Raw genomic sequence first — 15259 nt, 5'->3', positions numbered from 1 at the left:
CTTATATTACTCCCTGCCCCAAGCTCCCCGCTCCTAGCGATAAACCGTTTGTTGCTTCTGAAAAATAGTTAAACCTGGGATATGGCGTTCGCCTGAACGGATGGCTTGTCTGACTTTCTGTTCATTGAGCATAAGGTATTCACGCGGTACGTCCGCTAGGTTCTCTACGTCAAATGTCCAAACCTTTCGGACTCCTTCGGTGCTATGTTGGGCAACCGCAATTTGGCGTTTGAACTCGTGTTCTTGGGCAATCAATTCGGCGTTGGCAGGTTCGCTCGCTTGCTTTTGTTGCTCTTCTTTATCAATCCGCTTTATGGCGGACTGCTGCCGGAGGCCTACTTGCTTATTAAACTGCTGGATGAGTCTATCTGCCCGTTCGATAGCGGTGGCTATCGGAGCGAGCAATTCCTTTTCTTTGGCAATCCACTGTTTAATGCTTTGTTGAAGTGGGTCAGTATATGCCCGGCGGACACTGCCCACATGCTTAATAAACTGCTTTCCCTCGCGGATGGTGGCGGAGACCATCGCTTTATCGCTTTCATCATGGACTTCTTCTACTAGGGAAAGCAGGTGAGCAAGCTGTTGAACTTTTCGGGTTACTTCTCGCTCAAAATGAACAATAGAAGTAGCTTTAATAGGATTGGTGTTGGGTAACATAAAGGCGTATGAATAATCAATAAATCGGTAAAAGCGATTGAAAGAAACATGGGGAGTACTATTCCCCATGTTGTGTATGAGAGGTTATCCAAGCGGATACTCCCCAGCGAAGAGCTTATCCAGATCGCAAGAAGTCTCACCGACCAGCGTTTCAATCTCATTGGATAGGGGCTTGGGTGGACTGGCAACCACCGAATAGTCAGTATTCAAGCCGTCCCCTTGCTTATTAATGGTCAGATCATACCCTGCGGGATGACCGTATTCCTCGCTATCCACGTAGCTTTTCAACGCTTTCAGAATAGACTTTTGGGTAATTTCCAGTATTTGTAGCTTTGCCTTCTGGTAGTTGTAGACTAGTCCCGCCACAAAGTATTTTTGCTTTTCTAGTTCACCGTCTTTGCCTATCCGGGCATCGCGGTTAATCATTTCCTCCAAAGAGAATTCGCCTTCGCTTTCTGTCCGGCGAAAAGGCCTAATGGTTTCGCTGCCGTCTTCCCGTTCAATCTTGCCAAAGAAGACAAAACCCGAGACGGGGTTGCCCACAAAACGGAGGCGGTTCTTGCCGGGGGCGAACTTCATAAACTGGTTACGCTTCTCAGGTATTTCGTGTCCCTGCTCAAAAAAGTTAACGGGGCGGTCTATCAATACCGTAGTATCCGTAGGGTTCATCGTAATTTCATTGGTAACGGATTCTTTTTTTGTTCGTGCCATGATTGTTAAAAATTTAGAGGTAAAAACTGTGTTCGTTCGGCGCGCGCGCTATCCATCTGAACTATACTATAAATATACTTATAATACTCCTGATATACAACTAAAATTAAATAAATATATAGTATAAAATAAAGAAAATTCGCTCTATTAGGTATATATAATTGCATTATTCAAAGTAAATAGCAGTCAAATTTTAGTAAATTATAATAAATAAATACGTATTATAGATAGTTTTGGCATTCCCCTTGCATCGCAGTTAATCTTCCCCCCACAAAAAAGAGAAACGACGGCATGAGGGCCCGCCATCGCTGCTAGCCTTCCCCCACAATAGCACCGTCACCCGCCGATACAAACGGTCAAGGGTGCTGAGTGAACGAAGCAGTGTATCTTCCCTTGAGGGTTTGAGATTGGGCTCGTGCGTAGATCGGCGGGTTAACTTGAAGGATAGAGAAGATGGTGGGCCCAAATCGGTGGACTGTGCGGGCGGTTACCGCGTAATCTCGATAGACCGGTCTAGCCGTCTGACGGACTAAGCAGATTATAGGCAGTCTAGTGGCTAGGCTACTATCTGAGTAATTGAGCGGTGAGTTCCTGGTTTTGGGCTTCTAGCATGGCTACCCGTTGTTCTAGGTGCTTGATGCGTAATGCTGCTACCTCGGGCAGTTTCCGGGGTGTTGCCTTTTGTGAAGTCATTGGTTCTTCCAGCATGGGCACACCATCCTTAAAGTAATAGTTGACGTTTACTTGGGGGTAAAGAGCTACTATTTCAGCAATGGTATCGTAGCTAGGCTTAACCTGACCTTTTTCTATTTTGTAGTACTTATCGGGGCTATTCAGGCCCACCTGTTTGCTGAGCTGATAAGCGTTCGTACCCAAGGCTTCTAAGACTTCGGCGAATTTTTGATGTACGTCTTTCGTAGGGTCAGGCATAACTACGTATATTTTTCTAGCAATGTACTACATCTATCGTATTTTGTCCTATTGTTTGGCGGTTTTTATACGGGATCCATTGATTAGCTGAAACACCCTAGTAAACAGGTAGGGCAAAAAACGAGGGTAGGTGATGAATGCTTCCTGAATGAGTCAATGTGCTTCGGTCATCACCCACTTTCGGTGGTGCGGCCGCGAAAGCGAGTCAGCGTTAGGGTGGGGCGGTGGACTGGGTGCGAAAACGATGACGGGCTTTGGTGGCAAAGGATTTATTGACCTTTTCGGCTCTCCGTTGAAGGGTGGGCGGGTTACTCTAGCCACTGTCCTTGTTGGTAACTGAACCAGTACGGCGAGATGCGTTCTATATAATCAATAACGTCTATCAGAAAATCAGGTGGTTCAATATGTACATCCGCTTCCATTCGCCAGTAAACAACAACGCTCTTTTTTAGTGCTGCCAGGAATGGATAGCGATCAATAGGGTTCGATAGATTATCGGAAGGGACACCAACTGATCCATGGAAGTCAGTAAGGTATCGTTGCACCCGCTTTAGTGATCGGGGTAAGGATACATCCCTTACTCTACACTGCTTTGTAACATGCATTACATACTGCTGCAACAGCGTTCGTTCAGAAATATCCATAAGTGCAATATATGTCACCCTTTGATTGATGCAAAAGTATTTCTTCCTTTTTATGAGTGATTCTCGTGATAAAGAAGCGATACTACACACGTTTGCTGAAAACCTTCGCCGATACCGTACCCAGAAAGGACTTACCCAGCTGGATTTAGCCGTAGTGGTAGGACTGGATTTACGGCAAATTAAACGGTACGAGGCGGCCACCAGTACGGCAACGATTGTGTACGTCTGTCGGATAGCGGATGCACTAGACGTGTCAGCGGGTGACTTGTTAACTAAGCCGACGGATGGTAGGTGAACCAAATCACGAAAAAGGGAAGCCAAACCATGATAGAAAAGAGTGCTTCAGAGCACTCCTTGGTCCTCAAATGAGTAGTAGCCCTCAGCGGTAACAATTAAATGATCCTGCATCGGTAAGTCCAAGAATTCTCCAGCCTCTTTAAGCTTTTGGGTTAGCGATAGGTCAGCCCGGCTGGGAGTCAAATTTCCGGATGGATGGGAGTGGGCTGCTATGATGGAGGACGATCCTGCTTTCAGTGCAGCCGCGTAAATTAGCTTAGGGTCAGCGATGGTTCCGGCGATTCCGCCCAGAGAGATGTTGACAATACCTAATACTTTATGGGCCCGGTTAAGTAGCATGACTTTGAATTCTTCCTGTAATTCCAACTGGTGCGGGTTCCAGTGGTTTATAAAAATGGTGTAAGCATCGCTCGAGCAGGTAACTTTAGGCCGTTGCGAAGGTTTTACGGTACTTTGGTAGTGAAGGGTGATTTCCGCTACTTGGTTAAACAAAGATTTTGGTAAGATAGACATGGGAGCATTGAGTTAGGGCAACGTTTTTTGCCGGGTGAAACATTTGATATGCTTCCCCCACAGTTGATAGCTCAGCCCAGCGCGACCTTCGCGGCGAGGCCTTCGCGGTGCGGTGGCGACCAAAAGGAAGTGGCTTATACTCGCTTAGCTCAATGTGTGAGCTTTATGACGAACTCTTTTGTTTGTCACATCGGCCTATCAACTACATTTGCATCATCAAAGGGATCATTCGGGCAAGTAATTGGGCTAAACTCTTGTTAGTCACCCATCTATTGAACCGCTAATCTTCTTATCCAAAGTAGCGAAGGTTCGTACTACTACCGGTGCTGACTATTGGCCCGTATCCGATGTTTTACCCATTGGGGGCTTCTGAAAGGTATAGACCTTGGCATCCCAGACAAAAGCTAAGGCATCTAACTGAGTTATTTGCTCTTCGGTCAGCTTCGCTTTACGCCGTCGCAAGTGGGAGACCCAACGCGCTAAGGACTTGTCTTCCGGCCAATCGTAGGGTACCCGGCAGTGGCCGTACCGCTGGTGAAAGTCTTGCAGCTGGGCCACCTTTTCGTCCCACTGTTGCTGGCGCACCTGCCGATAGGTACTTCGCCAGGTGAAGCCTACTTGGTTGAGTAGGTTCTTTCGCTCTTGCGATAGTTTGTGCTCGTTCCTGCGTTGCTTGGCCACCCAGCGGGCTAGCTTCTGATCGGGGTGGGTGATAGGCAAGCGGGTGTGTCCCTGCTTCCGCCGAAAGGCCACTAGCTTGCGGTACTGTTCCATCCAACGAGCGTCTCGTCGGGCTTGTAAGTCTTCAGACCATCGAAAATCTAGTTGGGATAATTGTTTGCGTTGCCGGGAAGTTACTCGTTCGGGGTGCTGGCGTAGGTAGCTTACCCATAAGGCCAGATCCGGATGATCAGCGTAGCCTTCCGGTACTTGACTGTGGCCGTGCTGAACGAAGAAGGCTTGGAGTTGCCCGTAGCGTTCTTTCCATCGCTGCTTCCGCTCGGCCCGAAAGCCTTCCGACCAGGTAAAGCCCAGTTGGTTCAGTAGCGCGCGCCGTTTCGGTGATAACCGGGGGTTGGTACGCTGTATCTCCACCCAACGGCCCAGTTCGGGATTAAGCGGATACTGATTAGGAACCCGGCAGTGCCCGTGCTGCTGAACAAAGTTTTTCAACTGCTCGTACCTATCGTGCCAACGTTGGCGTTTGATCCGAACGATGTCTCCTTTCCAAGCAAACCCCACCGCATTGAGCTGGGCTTTTTGTTCGTCGCTGAGCTGTTCTAGCTGCTGACGCTGTCGGCTGACCCAACTGGCGAGCTGAGGGTAGTCATCTGAATGGTTCGGTACCCAGGCGTGGCCGTGCTGCTGAACAAAGTTTTTCAACTGCTCGTACATGCGCGGCCAGCGTTGCGCTTCTTCATCAGCCAGTATATGTTTCCAGCGAAAGCCAATGGCGTTGAGTTGCTCTCGTTTCTCATCATCGAGTTCCTCTTCCCGGTCGCGTTGCCGCTGTACCCATAAAGCCAAAGAATGGTAGCGCGTATCGTGCGCCGGTACCACCAAATGACCGTGAGCCTGTTGAAAGTCCCGTAGTTGCTGGTAGTGGCTTTGCCAGCGTTCTTCCTTACGGCGTTGCATATCGGCTTGCCAGGGGAAGTGAATCTGTTTGAGCAATGCCCGGCGTTCTTCGGACAGGCTTCGTTCGTTACTGCGTTGCCGGGTGGCCCACTTGTAGAGCGAGGCATCATCTTTCGCCGTGATGTAGCAGTGCCCGTGTTGCTCATAGAATTGTCGGAGCTGATGGTAGCGAAACATCCAGGCATGGGCCTGGGGCTGGTGTAGTTGCCAATCAAAACCCAGTTGGTCTAGCTCCGTAATCAGGTCGTCGGAAAGGCGGCTACGGCTGTCGCGCACCTGCTTACACCAGCGGTAAAGATCTTGGTAGGCTGCATCGCGGGCGGGTACGTAGCAGTGGCCGAAGCGAAAGAAGAAGGTTTGTAGTTCCTGAAGCATCAACCCCAAAGTTAGGGGTCTGTAGCAAAGAGACAAGCTGTTCTATCGGACTAACTTAAATAAGGTATGCGTATGTTTGACGCTATTGTCGGTGGGGGCATAAAAGGACTTTAGTCAATACTTTTCTTAACAGAATCTGGGGCAAACGTACTGAGTCTTTTTGAGGTACTTAATTCCGCAAACGCTGTCTGCGGAATTGGTAGTCCTACTGCTTCAGGCCTCTTTCTTATCCTTTTGTACTTGTTCAGTTAGCCACTTAGCAATATTCAAATACTTCTTCTTGCGGTCTCGTCGGTAGTCTAATGTAGGGGGAATTGCTGCAATCACTACCAGCGTAAGGAGAAAAATAGGCAACAACGACAGCACCTACTAATAGTGAAGATAAGCTAGCTGCTGGAAGGTATCCCGCTATCACCCGGTAGGAAGACTTGCTGTGGGCACAATAGAGCCTATCCAGAACTATATATTAAGATTAAAGTTATATTAATTATAAAATTTATTATATATTTACCTCAAAATTGGTGAATATGCATGTTCTTTCCTGGGGTTTGATTTTCCTAAGTAGCACCATTGCCTGGGGACAGACCATTTCTAAAACTGCTTCTCCTGCCTGGACTCATACAATTGCTTTTTCGGAAAAAAACATTCTGGAAGGTGAGGGTGGCTATCAGTACCTGCTTATTAATGAGCAGACACATATTCCCCAAGAAACGATCTACCGGCACTACGCGGTCAAAGTACTCAATGCTGATGGAGTACAGTCTATGTCCGACTTGAGTATGACCTTTGATCCTTCCTACCAACGCCTTTCGGTGCACCGTATCCGGTTGATCCGGAACGATCAGGTCATTGACAAATTGTCTGAAAGTCGCCTACAGACCTTTCAGCGGGAAACTAGCATGGAGCGGGCTCTGTACGATGGCTCATTATCCGCGGTGGTCAACCTTTCGGATGTTCGGAAGGGGGATGTTATTGAATATGCTTACTCGGTGAAAGGGTTTAATCCCATTCACCACAATCATTTCGCTACTACGTTCTATTTGCAGCACACTGTGCCGGTGAATCGGATCTATCAACGCGTAATTTCCAAACAAGCACTGCGTCATCGGCTCTTTGAAGGGGCCTCTGCTCCTGCTATACAACAGAAAAACGGCATCATTGACTACACCTGGGATCAGCCAGCACTGGATAATCAGTTATACGATACGAATGTGCCCGGCTGGTACGATCCCCATCGGCGGGTGTCCCTTTCTAGCTTTACCGACTGGAAAGAGGTCGTGGATTGGGCTTTGCCATTGTACCGGTACGCTGAACGGGAGGTCAACCAGTGGAAACCAGTGCCGATGGAAGCGGGTACCCCGTCGCTAAAACTATCGTCCATTATTCGTACGGTTCAGGACGATATACGCTACCTAGGCTTTGAGGCAGGGATTAGCGCCTATCAACCCCATCCGCCCCAGCAGATCTTTCAGCAGCGTTACGGCGATTGTAAAGATAAGTCGTTATTATTGGTGGCTTTATTACGGTCGGAAGGAGTAGAGGCTTATCCACTACTAGTACACACCCAGTTTGGTAACGCGCTTACGAAGTTTTTACCTAGCTACCATGCATTTAATCACTGCGTGGTTAACTTCCGCTTTCAAGGAAGAGACTATTTCGTAGACCCAACCATTGCCAACCAGGGAGGTAATCTGGAAACTATGGCGTTCCCCAATTACGCCTGGGGGTTACTGATCAAACCGGGTAGTGCTGAACTGATAGAACTACCTACCCAAGCAGTTCCTACCACAGCGATCAAAGAACTTATTACGGTAGACTCCATCGGAGGTGGGGCGGAGATGGTCGTACGAACGGAATACACGGGTTCTAAAGCGGATGAAATACGAAGCCAGTTTCTGAATAGTGCCCGATCTTCTATCGAGCGAAATTACCTGGACTACTACCGCAATTTGTATCCCACCATTACAGCTTCCGACTCTATCCGGTTTTATGACTACAATCGTTACAGCACTAATCAGGTGATCGTAGAAGAGCACTACCAGATCAAAGAGTACTGGCAACCCGCCACGGATTCTTCGTATATCTACGGTGAGATTTATCCATTGGTACTAGCGTCGCAGATCAGCTACCCCAGTTCGGCTGAACGAAGCATGCCCTATTATCTGGGTGAGCCGTTTTCATTTACCCAGACCACCCAGGTAGATCTGCCGGCACCCTGGTCGATAGATACTGATCAGGAACAGATAACCGGGCCAGGATATACGTACAGTAACTTTATTACCAGTGAAAGAAATACGGTATTGGCTACGCATAATTATTCCCTGAACCAGGCGTATGTTCCAGCCGCTGTCGTAGAGCCGCTGCTCAGTGAGCATGAGCGGATAGAAAATGAACTTTCCTATTATCTTACCTACAACGCCAGCCTGGATGGCTTTTCGCTGAGTTTGATCTCCGTGGTACTCACCCTAATGGCTACGGGACTAGGTATATTTTTTAGCCTTAAGCTTTACCAGCAGTATGATCCGCCTCCCTGGCAGTATGCTGAAGATAAGTCTATTGGAAGCTGGCTGATCCTACCGGCTATCGGGTTATGCCTCTCACCAATTGTCTTGCTGGGCGACGTATTTTCTCAGGATTACTTTAACGTTCATACCTGGGACAATGTCTTTACTTCAAAGGTGGCTCATCCGGTCAAGTTCGCGCTCTTCCTTGGATTTGAGCTGGTATACAATGTGCTTTTTCTGATTTTCACTCTACTACTCATTGTATTATTCTTTCAGCGTAGAACCAGTGTACCCCGACTCATTACGGTGTATTACGTATTGAGCCTTCTTGTACCTCTATTGGATATCTGGCTATTAGAAGAAATCATGCCAGGGCAGCTTACCAGTGAGGAGCAGCAAAGTACCTACCGGGACACGGTCCGTACGCTGGTGGGAGCGGCCATCTGGATTCCCTACTTTCATATTTCTGAGCGGGCTAAAAGCACATTCTGTAAACAGTATCGCCAAGCGGCTACATCGCCGGTATAGTTATAGAAAAAGAACAGGCTGCCTACGGAAAGCAAAACATCAAAAATTTATCAGTGATATTGCAGAAAGAATTTGGCCGAGGATTTTCAGTGCGTAACCTCGAGCAGATGCGGTCATTCTTTTTGGTCTACGCAAAAGCGCAGACAGTGTCTGCGGAATTCCAACTGAGTTGGTCCCATTACCTTAAGCTCATTCGTATTGATAATGAACAGCAGCACCGGTTCTACGCTTCCTAGAACTTCCAGCCGACCTGAGAGAATAGTATGACATCTCTTTTGAGAATCTTATTGAATCTCATCGCCTAAAAAATGTAATGATAATGGAGTAGTTTTTTGTTTTTTTCTTAACAGGAGCTCCATTATTGGGTATTTGATGTTTAGGCAAAAAGTAATAGATTGTTCGCCAACTTGTCTAGATGATTGTGCGCTTGAAAATAATTCTATACTAAATGCAAGACCGAGCTATAACTGCTATTGGTAAACTGACATTAGATCAATCTTCACTAACCGATCCTTATCAAGTTTTTGTGCAGGATATGTTCCCTGGGCAAAATTATAGTATGCTCTTACTAGTGTTCGCTTGCACTGAATCTGAAGACAATATTTCAATCATTTTTGAGGGAACAGACATGGAAGTGGTAAGTGAAAAAAACTTTGACCGCTATGCATATCGTAAAGGTTCCGCTCGCGGGGGAGATATTACCTTCACCACAAAATTAAGTAGTGTTCCAAAGAAATTTAAAACGTTTGCCAAGCAGCAGTTAAAAGCTATTCCAGATGTTGCTAAGAGTTTAAATCTTCAGAAAGAATATGAGATTTTTAATTCGTTGCAGGGTTATGTGAAAGAGCACTATGAGGAATTGGAGAGTAAGTTGATCGAGGAGCACGGTGCACTAGATAAAAAAGCGCAGCAATCTTGTGGCTTCAGTCTGAAAATAGTTGTAGATGGGGAAATTCGGTATCTGAGCGATTTTAAGACTATTAGATATCAAATTTTAACCAATGGCACTGAAGGTAAATCCAACAAGTATAGCGTTATATCAGAAGGAAAAAACCAACTATGTTCAATTTGCTTGGAGAAAAAAGAAAAGATTCACGGCTTTGCTTCACCCTTTAAGTACGCCACCGTTGATAAGACGGGGATGGTCAGTGGTTTTTTCAACCAAAAAACCAATTGGAAAAATTATCCAATTTGCTCGGATTGTGCGCTCATTTTTGAGGTAGGAAGTAACTATGTGCAGCAAAATCTGAAGAAATATTTTTACGGAAAAAGCTACTATGCAATTCCAAAATCGGTAATAAACCAAGATATAGAGAGTTTACAGAAGGCCTTAAAAAGAATCGAGAGTGTTGGTTATCAATTAAAAGAAGGTCATGTTATTAAACAATCCGAGGAGTATCTGATGAGAACTATTGCAAAGGAGGATAATCATTTTACGCTTAACCTTCTCTTCTTCGAGGAAAATCCAACTACTAAAGCAATTAAGATCAAGCTTATGCTAGAGGAGATTCTGCCTTCCAGATTCAATAAGCTTTTCGTGCAGGTGCCAGATAAAATCAATATAAGTCCGCTTTACAAAAACGCATTGGTAGTAAAAAAAGAAAAGGTGAATCTTACTTTTAGCTTTGGTGTTCTAAAAACATTTTTTGCGGAGGACTTCTATGAGATAGTTAACACAGTCTTTTTAGGTCTACCTCTATCCAAAGAAGTGCTGTACACTAAATTCATGAGAGTGATTAGGCAGAACTACAATAAGATGCACTCTTCTGATGGTTTTGTAGAAAACACATATCGCTCTCTTTTGAAAGCACATATCAGCCTGGCTTACCTTTTAGAACTTGATATTATTAATTACAATCAAAACGATATCAATATGGATATTATAGAAATCTCAGAAAACAAAAGTCGATTTGACTCAGATAAGTTTAAACAGTTCGTTGAGAAAAATAAGTCTTTCCTCGACGAGGAATATAAGATAGGTGTTTTTGCGGTAGGGATACTCGTTCGTTTCTTACTGGACATTCAAAATGCAAGTCTCGGAAACACTCCCTTTGAAAAGAAATTAAAAGGCTATCATCTAAATCCAGCATTGCTAAGAAATATATATATAGAAGCTCTCAATAAAATAGCTCTTTATCAAAAAAACTTTTATGCCTACAGTAATTTGCGGGATGTGATTAATCAGTTTTTTACAGTGGAGTACCAACACCTCAGTAAAATATCAAACAATGAGCTATCATTCTACTTTGTAGCTGGACTTGAATTCGGAAGGAAGTTTAAAACAGAGAAAGTAACAGAAGATCAACCGGAGTAATATAATATCTTAGCAAGATGCTACTTAAACTATAAACAATTATCTAATAACTATTCTACACATGCCAACAATTAAAAATCGTACCGAGCTTCTTTTTCTATACGAAATTGAAAACACTAACCCTAATGGTGATCCATTGAACGAAAACCGACCCCGCTTCGACAGTGAGGAGAACAAAGTTCTAGTATCTGATGTGAGACTTAAACGAACTATTCGTGACTATTGGTTTGAATATAAAGGCTACAATGGTGAAAATGGAAATGATATCTTTGTGAGAGAAACCAAGTACGAGAAGGGGGGCTTAAACGATGCCAAGGAACGAGCCAAAGCCTTTAGTGAAAAAAAGGAAGTAGTACTGGAGAAATGTATTGATATCCGAGTCTTCGGTGGAGTATTACCATTGAAAAATGACTCTCTTACTTTTACTGGGCCAACACAGTTTCAGATGGGTAAGTCACTTCACCCGGTGGAAGTCGTAACAGAACAGGGAACGGGAGCATTTGCTTCTACTGCCGGTAAAGGACAGGCTACCTTTCGTACCGAATATAAAATTCCTTATGCTGTTATAGGCTTCAACGGTATCATTAACGAGAAAGCAGCTCAGTACACTCTTATGTCAGAGGAGGACAAAAAATTACTTACAGAAGGAATATGGGAAGGCACTAAGAATCTAATTTCACGCTCTAAATTTGGACAAAATCCGCTTTTACTTCTATCAATTACTTACAAGGAGCCCTTTTATATTGGTGGATTAAGGCAGAGGCTCAAATTAAAAGCAATTGATAAAAGCGACCTGCAAATACGAAGCCTTACAGATTTCTCTCTGGCATTAGATGACCTTATTGATGAACTCAAGTCGTATCAAGGTAAGATTGATAACATAGAAATTAAGCTTGATAGGCGTTTGCAATTGACCTATCAGGGCAACTTACTATCATTACAGAACGGAAAAGTAACACTTAATGCGATCAGCTAAAGCTCTTATTTTTACTATTTCTGGTGAATACGCTCATTTCCGAAAATTTAATACTACCTCATCGCCTCTCACCTATCCTATTCCCACTCCGCCGGCACTTTCGGGAATGCTGGGTGCTATCCTGGGTATTGAGAGAGAACTCGCGCCCGGAAAGTTTCCTGATGGAACCATACCGGTAAATGAAGTTTTCGATGTCACAAATGCCTGTTTTGGCATTCAGATATTGAAGCCAATCAAAAAGGTTAACATAGGATTTAATTTGCTCGATACTGATAAGTCAGCAAGTAGTTATTTTAACATTTCCAACCGTACTCAGATAGAGTTTGAAATGCTGAAGGATGTATACTTTCGGGTATACCTATTCCACAAAGATGAGTTGGTCTTTAATGAGTTGGAAAAGTGCCTTATAAATAAAAAGCATCATTTTACACCTTATCTAGGAATTAGCCAGTGTACAGCAAACTTAGAGTATGAAGACACTATTGAAGCTAATGAGCTGCATAACAACCCCGGCAATTTTGTGAACGTCATAACTGCCTTGAAACTCAATAGGCTGTACGAAGAGAAACCAATAAATTTTGACCAGAATACTAGCTACGCTACTGAAACAATGCCTATAGTGATGACTAGGGATCGTATTATTCGGGAATACAGTGAGATTATTATTGAGCAAAATGGGAAACCAATAAATGCAAACATCCGATCCTACTGGTCTATTTCTGATTTTGGTAATATCAGTTTTCTATAAAACTTTTATGAATGAAGGTATAAGCAAAAACAAATGATCTACTCTCATCCTAACGTGCCCCTAATTCATCATCTTCAAATTGTAGGAAATAATTGTAGACAACTGATTTTGGAAAGGAAATGGTCAGTTGATGTAGATATAAGTGTTATCGCTGATTTATCGTATATAGCAGGTGCCTTACATGATATTGGTAAGGCAACCAAGTTTTTCCAGCACTACTTACTTACTGAGAGTCATGAAATAATAGGTCCTAAAAATCATGCACTAATATCTGCTTTGCTTGCTTATAAAGTTTGTCAAGCATATACGGATAAAGTAGTATTAGAAGAAAGAGACAAGTTGTTACTTCCAATTTTTGTTTTCACTGCTGTAAAAAGGCATCACGGAAAGATAGGAAATTATGACAATGAACTGCTTAGAAACTCTGAAAAGTCAGAAGAGTTAATAGAACAAGCAGCCAATTTTAGTGAAGGTAGCTTCAAGCTTTATGAACAGCTTATTCCTAGCACATTAGCTGAATATTCATGGGATAATTTTTTGCAATATGTGTCAGAACAAGAGTTTGAGAGTGAACTGGCAGACTTCTTCTTTGATGAACTTGAAAACGGTTTTCATACAGAACTTCTATTAGCTGATAAGACAAAATATTTTTATTTACATCAATTGCTTTATTCTACCTTACTATTTGCTGATAAAAGCGACGTTCTTTTTAAGAATGAAGTAGTCAGTAAAAACAGAGGCTTAGATTATAATGCACTCCAAAAATTCCGAGAGGCAAAGAAGTTTGATAACCCTTCAGATGAAATCGATCGTCGCAAAAATGAAGCTTACTTTTCATCAATTGAAAATGTCAGAAGGATATTTAATCCTAATCAACATCTATATTCTCTGACTCTGCCTACCGGGCTAGGGAAGACAATTACTTCCTTAGGAGTTGCACTGACTTTGAAAGAAATACTCAATTTTCCAACCTCAAAAATAATAATTACAATTCCCTTTACCTCAATCATTGATCAAAACTATGAGGTTTTCCAGGAAATCTTTAATTACCCAGATTCAAATGTATTGCTTAAGCACCACCATCTAGCCGAACCTTCTTATAAAGAAGGTGAGGATGAATTTGATTCTCAAAAAAGTCAATTTCTAATGGAAACCTGGCAATCAGAAATCGTGGTTACTACCTTCGTCCAGTTATTGGAAACGATGTTTACTAATGATAAGACCAAGTTACTGAAGTTTCCAAATCTGATGAATGGAATCATAATTCTAGATGAGGTGCAGCAAATAAATTATCAACTATGGCCATTAATAAGACAGGCCTTTGACGTTCTTGGACAAAAATACAATTGCTATTTTTTATTGATGTCTGCTACTCAGCCTTTGATCTTTGAACCTGAGAAAGAAATAACAGAAGTAGTACCTGATTTTGAAAAATACTTTAGCTATTTCAATCGAACTTGTCTTGTCAATCGTGCGGATAAAAAAGTGTCTTTCGATAAATTTAGTGTAGATGTTATTAACTACTTGCATAATCATCCCGACCGAAACGTCTTGATCATCCTTAATACCAAACAAAAGACAAGAGAGCTGTTTGAAAGGTTAGCTAGTGTAGAGTCGGAGAGCGATGTCTACTATTTATCAACTTTGATTACTCCCTACGAGAGGAAAAAAATCATCGCCCTTATAAAGGAGAAGAATACACGAAAAAGAAAGGTAATTGTATCTACTCAACTAGTTGAAGCTGGCGTAGATATTTCAGTACATACGGTTTTTCGTGCTCAAGCACCTTTGGATGCTATCATTCAGGCAGCGGGCAGGGCTAATCGTTATAATGAAAACCCTCAACCCGCTGAAGTGTATCTATACCAGATTGAAGAACTTCAAAAAGCAAGCTCTCTAATTTATGGTCGTGATTTACTAATTAAAACTTCCAACGTACTGAAAGGTGTGAAAAGGATAGAAGAGCAAGATTATTTAGAACTGATAAAACGATACTTCCAAGAAGTACATATACAGTCTCAGAATGTTACCTCAGATATTAGCGATGCTATAGCAAAACTTCAATTTGATTCAGTAGGGAAATTTAAGTTCATTGAAGATCAAAACACGGAATCTATCTTTATTCAACTTAATGATCAGGCAATAACTGTATGGAGTAAATTTACAGATATTTATGACAATGAAAATCTAAATAAATATGAGAAGAAAGCTGCTTTTTCAAAGTTGAAAGCTACCTTCTACGATTTCGTAATTAACGCTCCTATCCCCTATGACCAAAAAGAAATAGACTTTGATAGTGAAAAGACTAAGTACCACTTCTATCTATCTGAGTTCAACAACCCCTCTTCATTTTACAGTTATAATGAAGATGATTACTCACAGAATATAGGGTATCACCCTCGCTCTATAATGCATTTTTAAAGC

Annotated in this window: 15 protein-coding genes; 8 read left to right on the top strand and 7 right to left on the bottom strand. The window is 43.0% G+C overall.

Annotation, left to right across the window (positions count from 1 at the left end):
- Positions 1 to 33 precede the first annotated feature (33 nt).
- The 3 genes from P0M28_RS04800 to P0M28_RS04790 all read right to left on the bottom strand — a co-directional run bounded on the left by P0M28_RS04800 (position 34) and on the right by P0M28_RS04790 (position 2298).
- Positions 34 to 726: a hypothetical protein gene (locus P0M28_RS04800; protein ID WP_302208410.1), complete on the bottom strand. Its 693-nt coding sequence runs from the start codon at positions 724 to 726 to the stop codon at positions 34 to 36.
- A 15-nt stretch (positions 727 to 741) separates the two neighbouring features.
- Positions 742 to 1368: a hypothetical protein gene (locus P0M28_RS04795; protein ID WP_302208408.1), complete on the bottom strand. Its 627-nt coding sequence runs from the start codon at positions 1366 to 1368 to the stop codon at positions 742 to 744.
- Positions 1369 to 1932: 564 nt separating this feature from the next.
- Positions 1933 to 2298: a helix-turn-helix domain-containing protein gene (locus P0M28_RS04790; protein WP_302208406.1), complete on the bottom strand. Its 366-nt coding sequence runs from the start codon at positions 2296 to 2298 to the stop codon at positions 1933 to 1935.
- A 148-nt stretch (positions 2299 to 2446) separates the two neighbouring features.
- On the opposite strand from P0M28_RS04790, the gene P0M28_RS04785 reads away from it, so the two are divergent.
- Entirely contained in the window at positions 2447 to 2638 is a 192-nt protein-coding gene (locus tag P0M28_RS04785; RefSeq protein WP_302208405.1) for a hypothetical protein, read from the top strand.
- On the opposite strand, the gene P0M28_RS04780 is transcribed toward P0M28_RS04785, so the two are convergent.
- Entirely contained in the window at positions 2607 to 2942 is a 336-nt protein-coding gene (locus P0M28_RS04780) for a hypothetical protein (RefSeq protein ID WP_302208403.1), read from the bottom strand. The genes P0M28_RS04785 and P0M28_RS04780 overlap by 32 nt on opposite strands.
- A gap of 52 nt (positions 2943 to 2994) precedes the next feature.
- On the opposite strand from P0M28_RS04780, the gene P0M28_RS04775 reads away from it, so the two are divergent.
- The gene (locus tag P0M28_RS04775) at positions 2995 to 3237 is read left to right on the top strand and encodes a helix-turn-helix domain-containing protein (RefSeq protein ID WP_302208402.1); all 243 of its coding nucleotides are present in this window, start codon (positions 2995 to 2997) and stop codon (positions 3235 to 3237) included.
- A gap of 47 nt (positions 3238 to 3284) precedes the next feature.
- Here the strand turns inward: P0M28_RS04775 and P0M28_RS04770 are convergent, their stop codons facing one another.
- From P0M28_RS04770 to P0M28_RS04760, 3 genes are all read right to left on the bottom strand, one after another.
- Positions 3285 to 3752 (bottom strand): JAB domain-containing protein, encoded by a 468-nt coding sequence (locus tag P0M28_RS04770; protein WP_302208401.1) that lies wholly within the window; start codon positions 3750 to 3752, stop codon positions 3285 to 3287.
- Positions 3753 to 4082: 330 nt separating this feature from the next.
- The gene (locus P0M28_RS04765) at positions 4083 to 5765 is read right to left on the bottom strand and encodes a helicase associated domain-containing protein (RefSeq protein ID WP_302208400.1); all 1683 of its coding nucleotides are present in this window, start codon (positions 5763 to 5765) and stop codon (positions 4083 to 4085) included.
- Between the two features lie 213 nt (positions 5766 to 5978).
- A complete protein-coding gene (locus P0M28_RS04760; protein ID WP_302208399.1) occupies positions 5979 to 6119 on the bottom strand; it encodes a hypothetical protein in 141 nt (46 codons plus the stop codon).
- A gap of 173 nt (positions 6120 to 6292) precedes the next feature.
- Between P0M28_RS04760 and P0M28_RS04755 the strand changes: the two genes are divergently transcribed.
- The 6 genes from P0M28_RS04755 (at position 6293) to cas3 (ending at position 15256) form a co-directional block, all read left to right on the top strand.
- Positions 6293 to 8797: a DUF3857 domain-containing protein gene (locus tag P0M28_RS04755; RefSeq protein WP_302208397.1), complete on the top strand. Its 2505-nt coding sequence runs from the start codon at positions 6293 to 6295 to the stop codon at positions 8795 to 8797.
- Positions 8785 to 9033, top strand: a complete 249-nt coding sequence (locus tag P0M28_RS04750; protein ID WP_436841392.1) for a DUF1016 N-terminal domain-containing protein — start codon at positions 8785 to 8787, stop codon at positions 9031 to 9033. Before P0M28_RS04755 ends, P0M28_RS04750 begins: the two co-directional genes overlap by 13 nt.
- A gap of 212 nt (positions 9034 to 9245) precedes the next feature.
- Entirely contained in the window at positions 9246 to 11111 is a 1866-nt protein-coding gene (locus P0M28_RS04745) for a TIGR02556 family CRISPR-associated protein (RefSeq protein ID WP_302208394.1), read from the top strand.
- Positions 11112 to 11172: 61 nt separating this feature from the next.
- Entirely contained in the window at positions 11173 to 12087 is a 915-nt protein-coding gene (gene cas7b / locus P0M28_RS04740; RefSeq protein ID WP_302208393.1) for a type I-B CRISPR-associated protein Cas7/Csh2, read from the top strand.
- Positions 12074 to 12835: a type I-B CRISPR-associated protein Cas5b gene (cas5b, locus tag P0M28_RS04735; protein ID WP_302208391.1), complete on the top strand. Its 762-nt coding sequence runs from the start codon at positions 12074 to 12076 to the stop codon at positions 12833 to 12835. Before cas7b ends, cas5b begins: the two co-directional genes overlap by 14 nt.
- A 33-nt stretch (positions 12836 to 12868) precedes the next feature.
- Positions 12869 to 15256 carry a CRISPR-associated helicase Cas3' gene (gene cas3, locus P0M28_RS04730; RefSeq protein WP_302208390.1) on the top strand — a complete coding sequence of 796 codons (2388 nt, stop codon included), beginning with the start codon at positions 12869 to 12871 and terminating at the stop codon, positions 15254 to 15256.
- Positions 15257 to 15259 lie beyond the last annotated feature (3 nt).

This window comes from Tunicatimonas pelagia (assembly GCF_030506325.1).
Classification (GTDB): Bacteria; Bacteroidota; Bacteroidia; order Cytophagales; family Cyclobacteriaceae; genus Tunicatimonas; species Tunicatimonas pelagia.
Note: the sequence above shows the minus strand (reverse complement) of the source record. Positions and strands in the feature narration are given on the sequence as shown.

Excerpts from the sequence above, each read along its gene's own strand:
- P0M28_RS04800 (WP_302208410.1), bottom strand. The coding sequence starts at position 726 with ATGGGGAATAGTACTCCCCATGTTTCTTTCAATCGCTTTTACCGATTT.
- P0M28_RS04795 (WP_302208408.1), bottom strand. The coding sequence starts at position 1,368 with ATGGCACGAACAAAAAAAGAATCCGTTACCAATGAAATTACGATGAAC.
- P0M28_RS04790 (WP_302208406.1), bottom strand. The coding sequence starts at position 2,298 with ATGCCTGACCCTACGAAAGACGTACATCAAAAATTCGCCGAAGTCTTA.
- P0M28_RS04785 (WP_302208405.1), top strand. The coding sequence starts at position 2,447 with ATGAGTCAATGTGCTTCGGTCATCACCCACTTTCGGTGGTGCGGCCGC.
- P0M28_RS04780 (WP_302208403.1), bottom strand. The coding sequence starts at position 2,942 with ATGGATATTTCTGAACGAACGCTGTTGCAGCAGTATGTAATGCATGTT.
- P0M28_RS04775 (WP_302208402.1), top strand. The coding sequence starts at position 2,995 with ATGAGTGATTCTCGTGATAAAGAAGCGATACTACACACGTTTGCTGAA.
- P0M28_RS04770 (WP_302208401.1), bottom strand. The coding sequence starts at position 3,752 with ATGTCTATCTTACCAAAATCTTTGTTTAACCAAGTAGCGGAAATCACC.
- P0M28_RS04765 (WP_302208400.1), bottom strand. The coding sequence starts at position 5,765 with ATGCTTCAGGAACTACAAACCTTCTTCTTTCGCTTCGGCCACTGCTAC.
- P0M28_RS04755 (WP_302208397.1), top strand. The coding sequence starts at position 6,293 with ATGCATGTTCTTTCCTGGGGTTTGATTTTCCTAAGTAGCACCATTGCC.
- P0M28_RS04745 (WP_302208394.1), top strand. The coding sequence starts at position 9,246 with ATGCAAGACCGAGCTATAACTGCTATTGGTAAACTGACATTAGATCAA.
- cas7b (WP_302208393.1), top strand. The coding sequence starts at position 11,173 with ATGCCAACAATTAAAAATCGTACCGAGCTTCTTTTTCTATACGAAATT.
- cas5b (WP_302208391.1), top strand. The coding sequence starts at position 12,074 with ATGCGATCAGCTAAAGCTCTTATTTTTACTATTTCTGGTGAATACGCT.
- cas3 (WP_302208390.1), top strand. The coding sequence starts at position 12,869 with ATGATCTACTCTCATCCTAACGTGCCCCTAATTCATCATCTTCAAATT.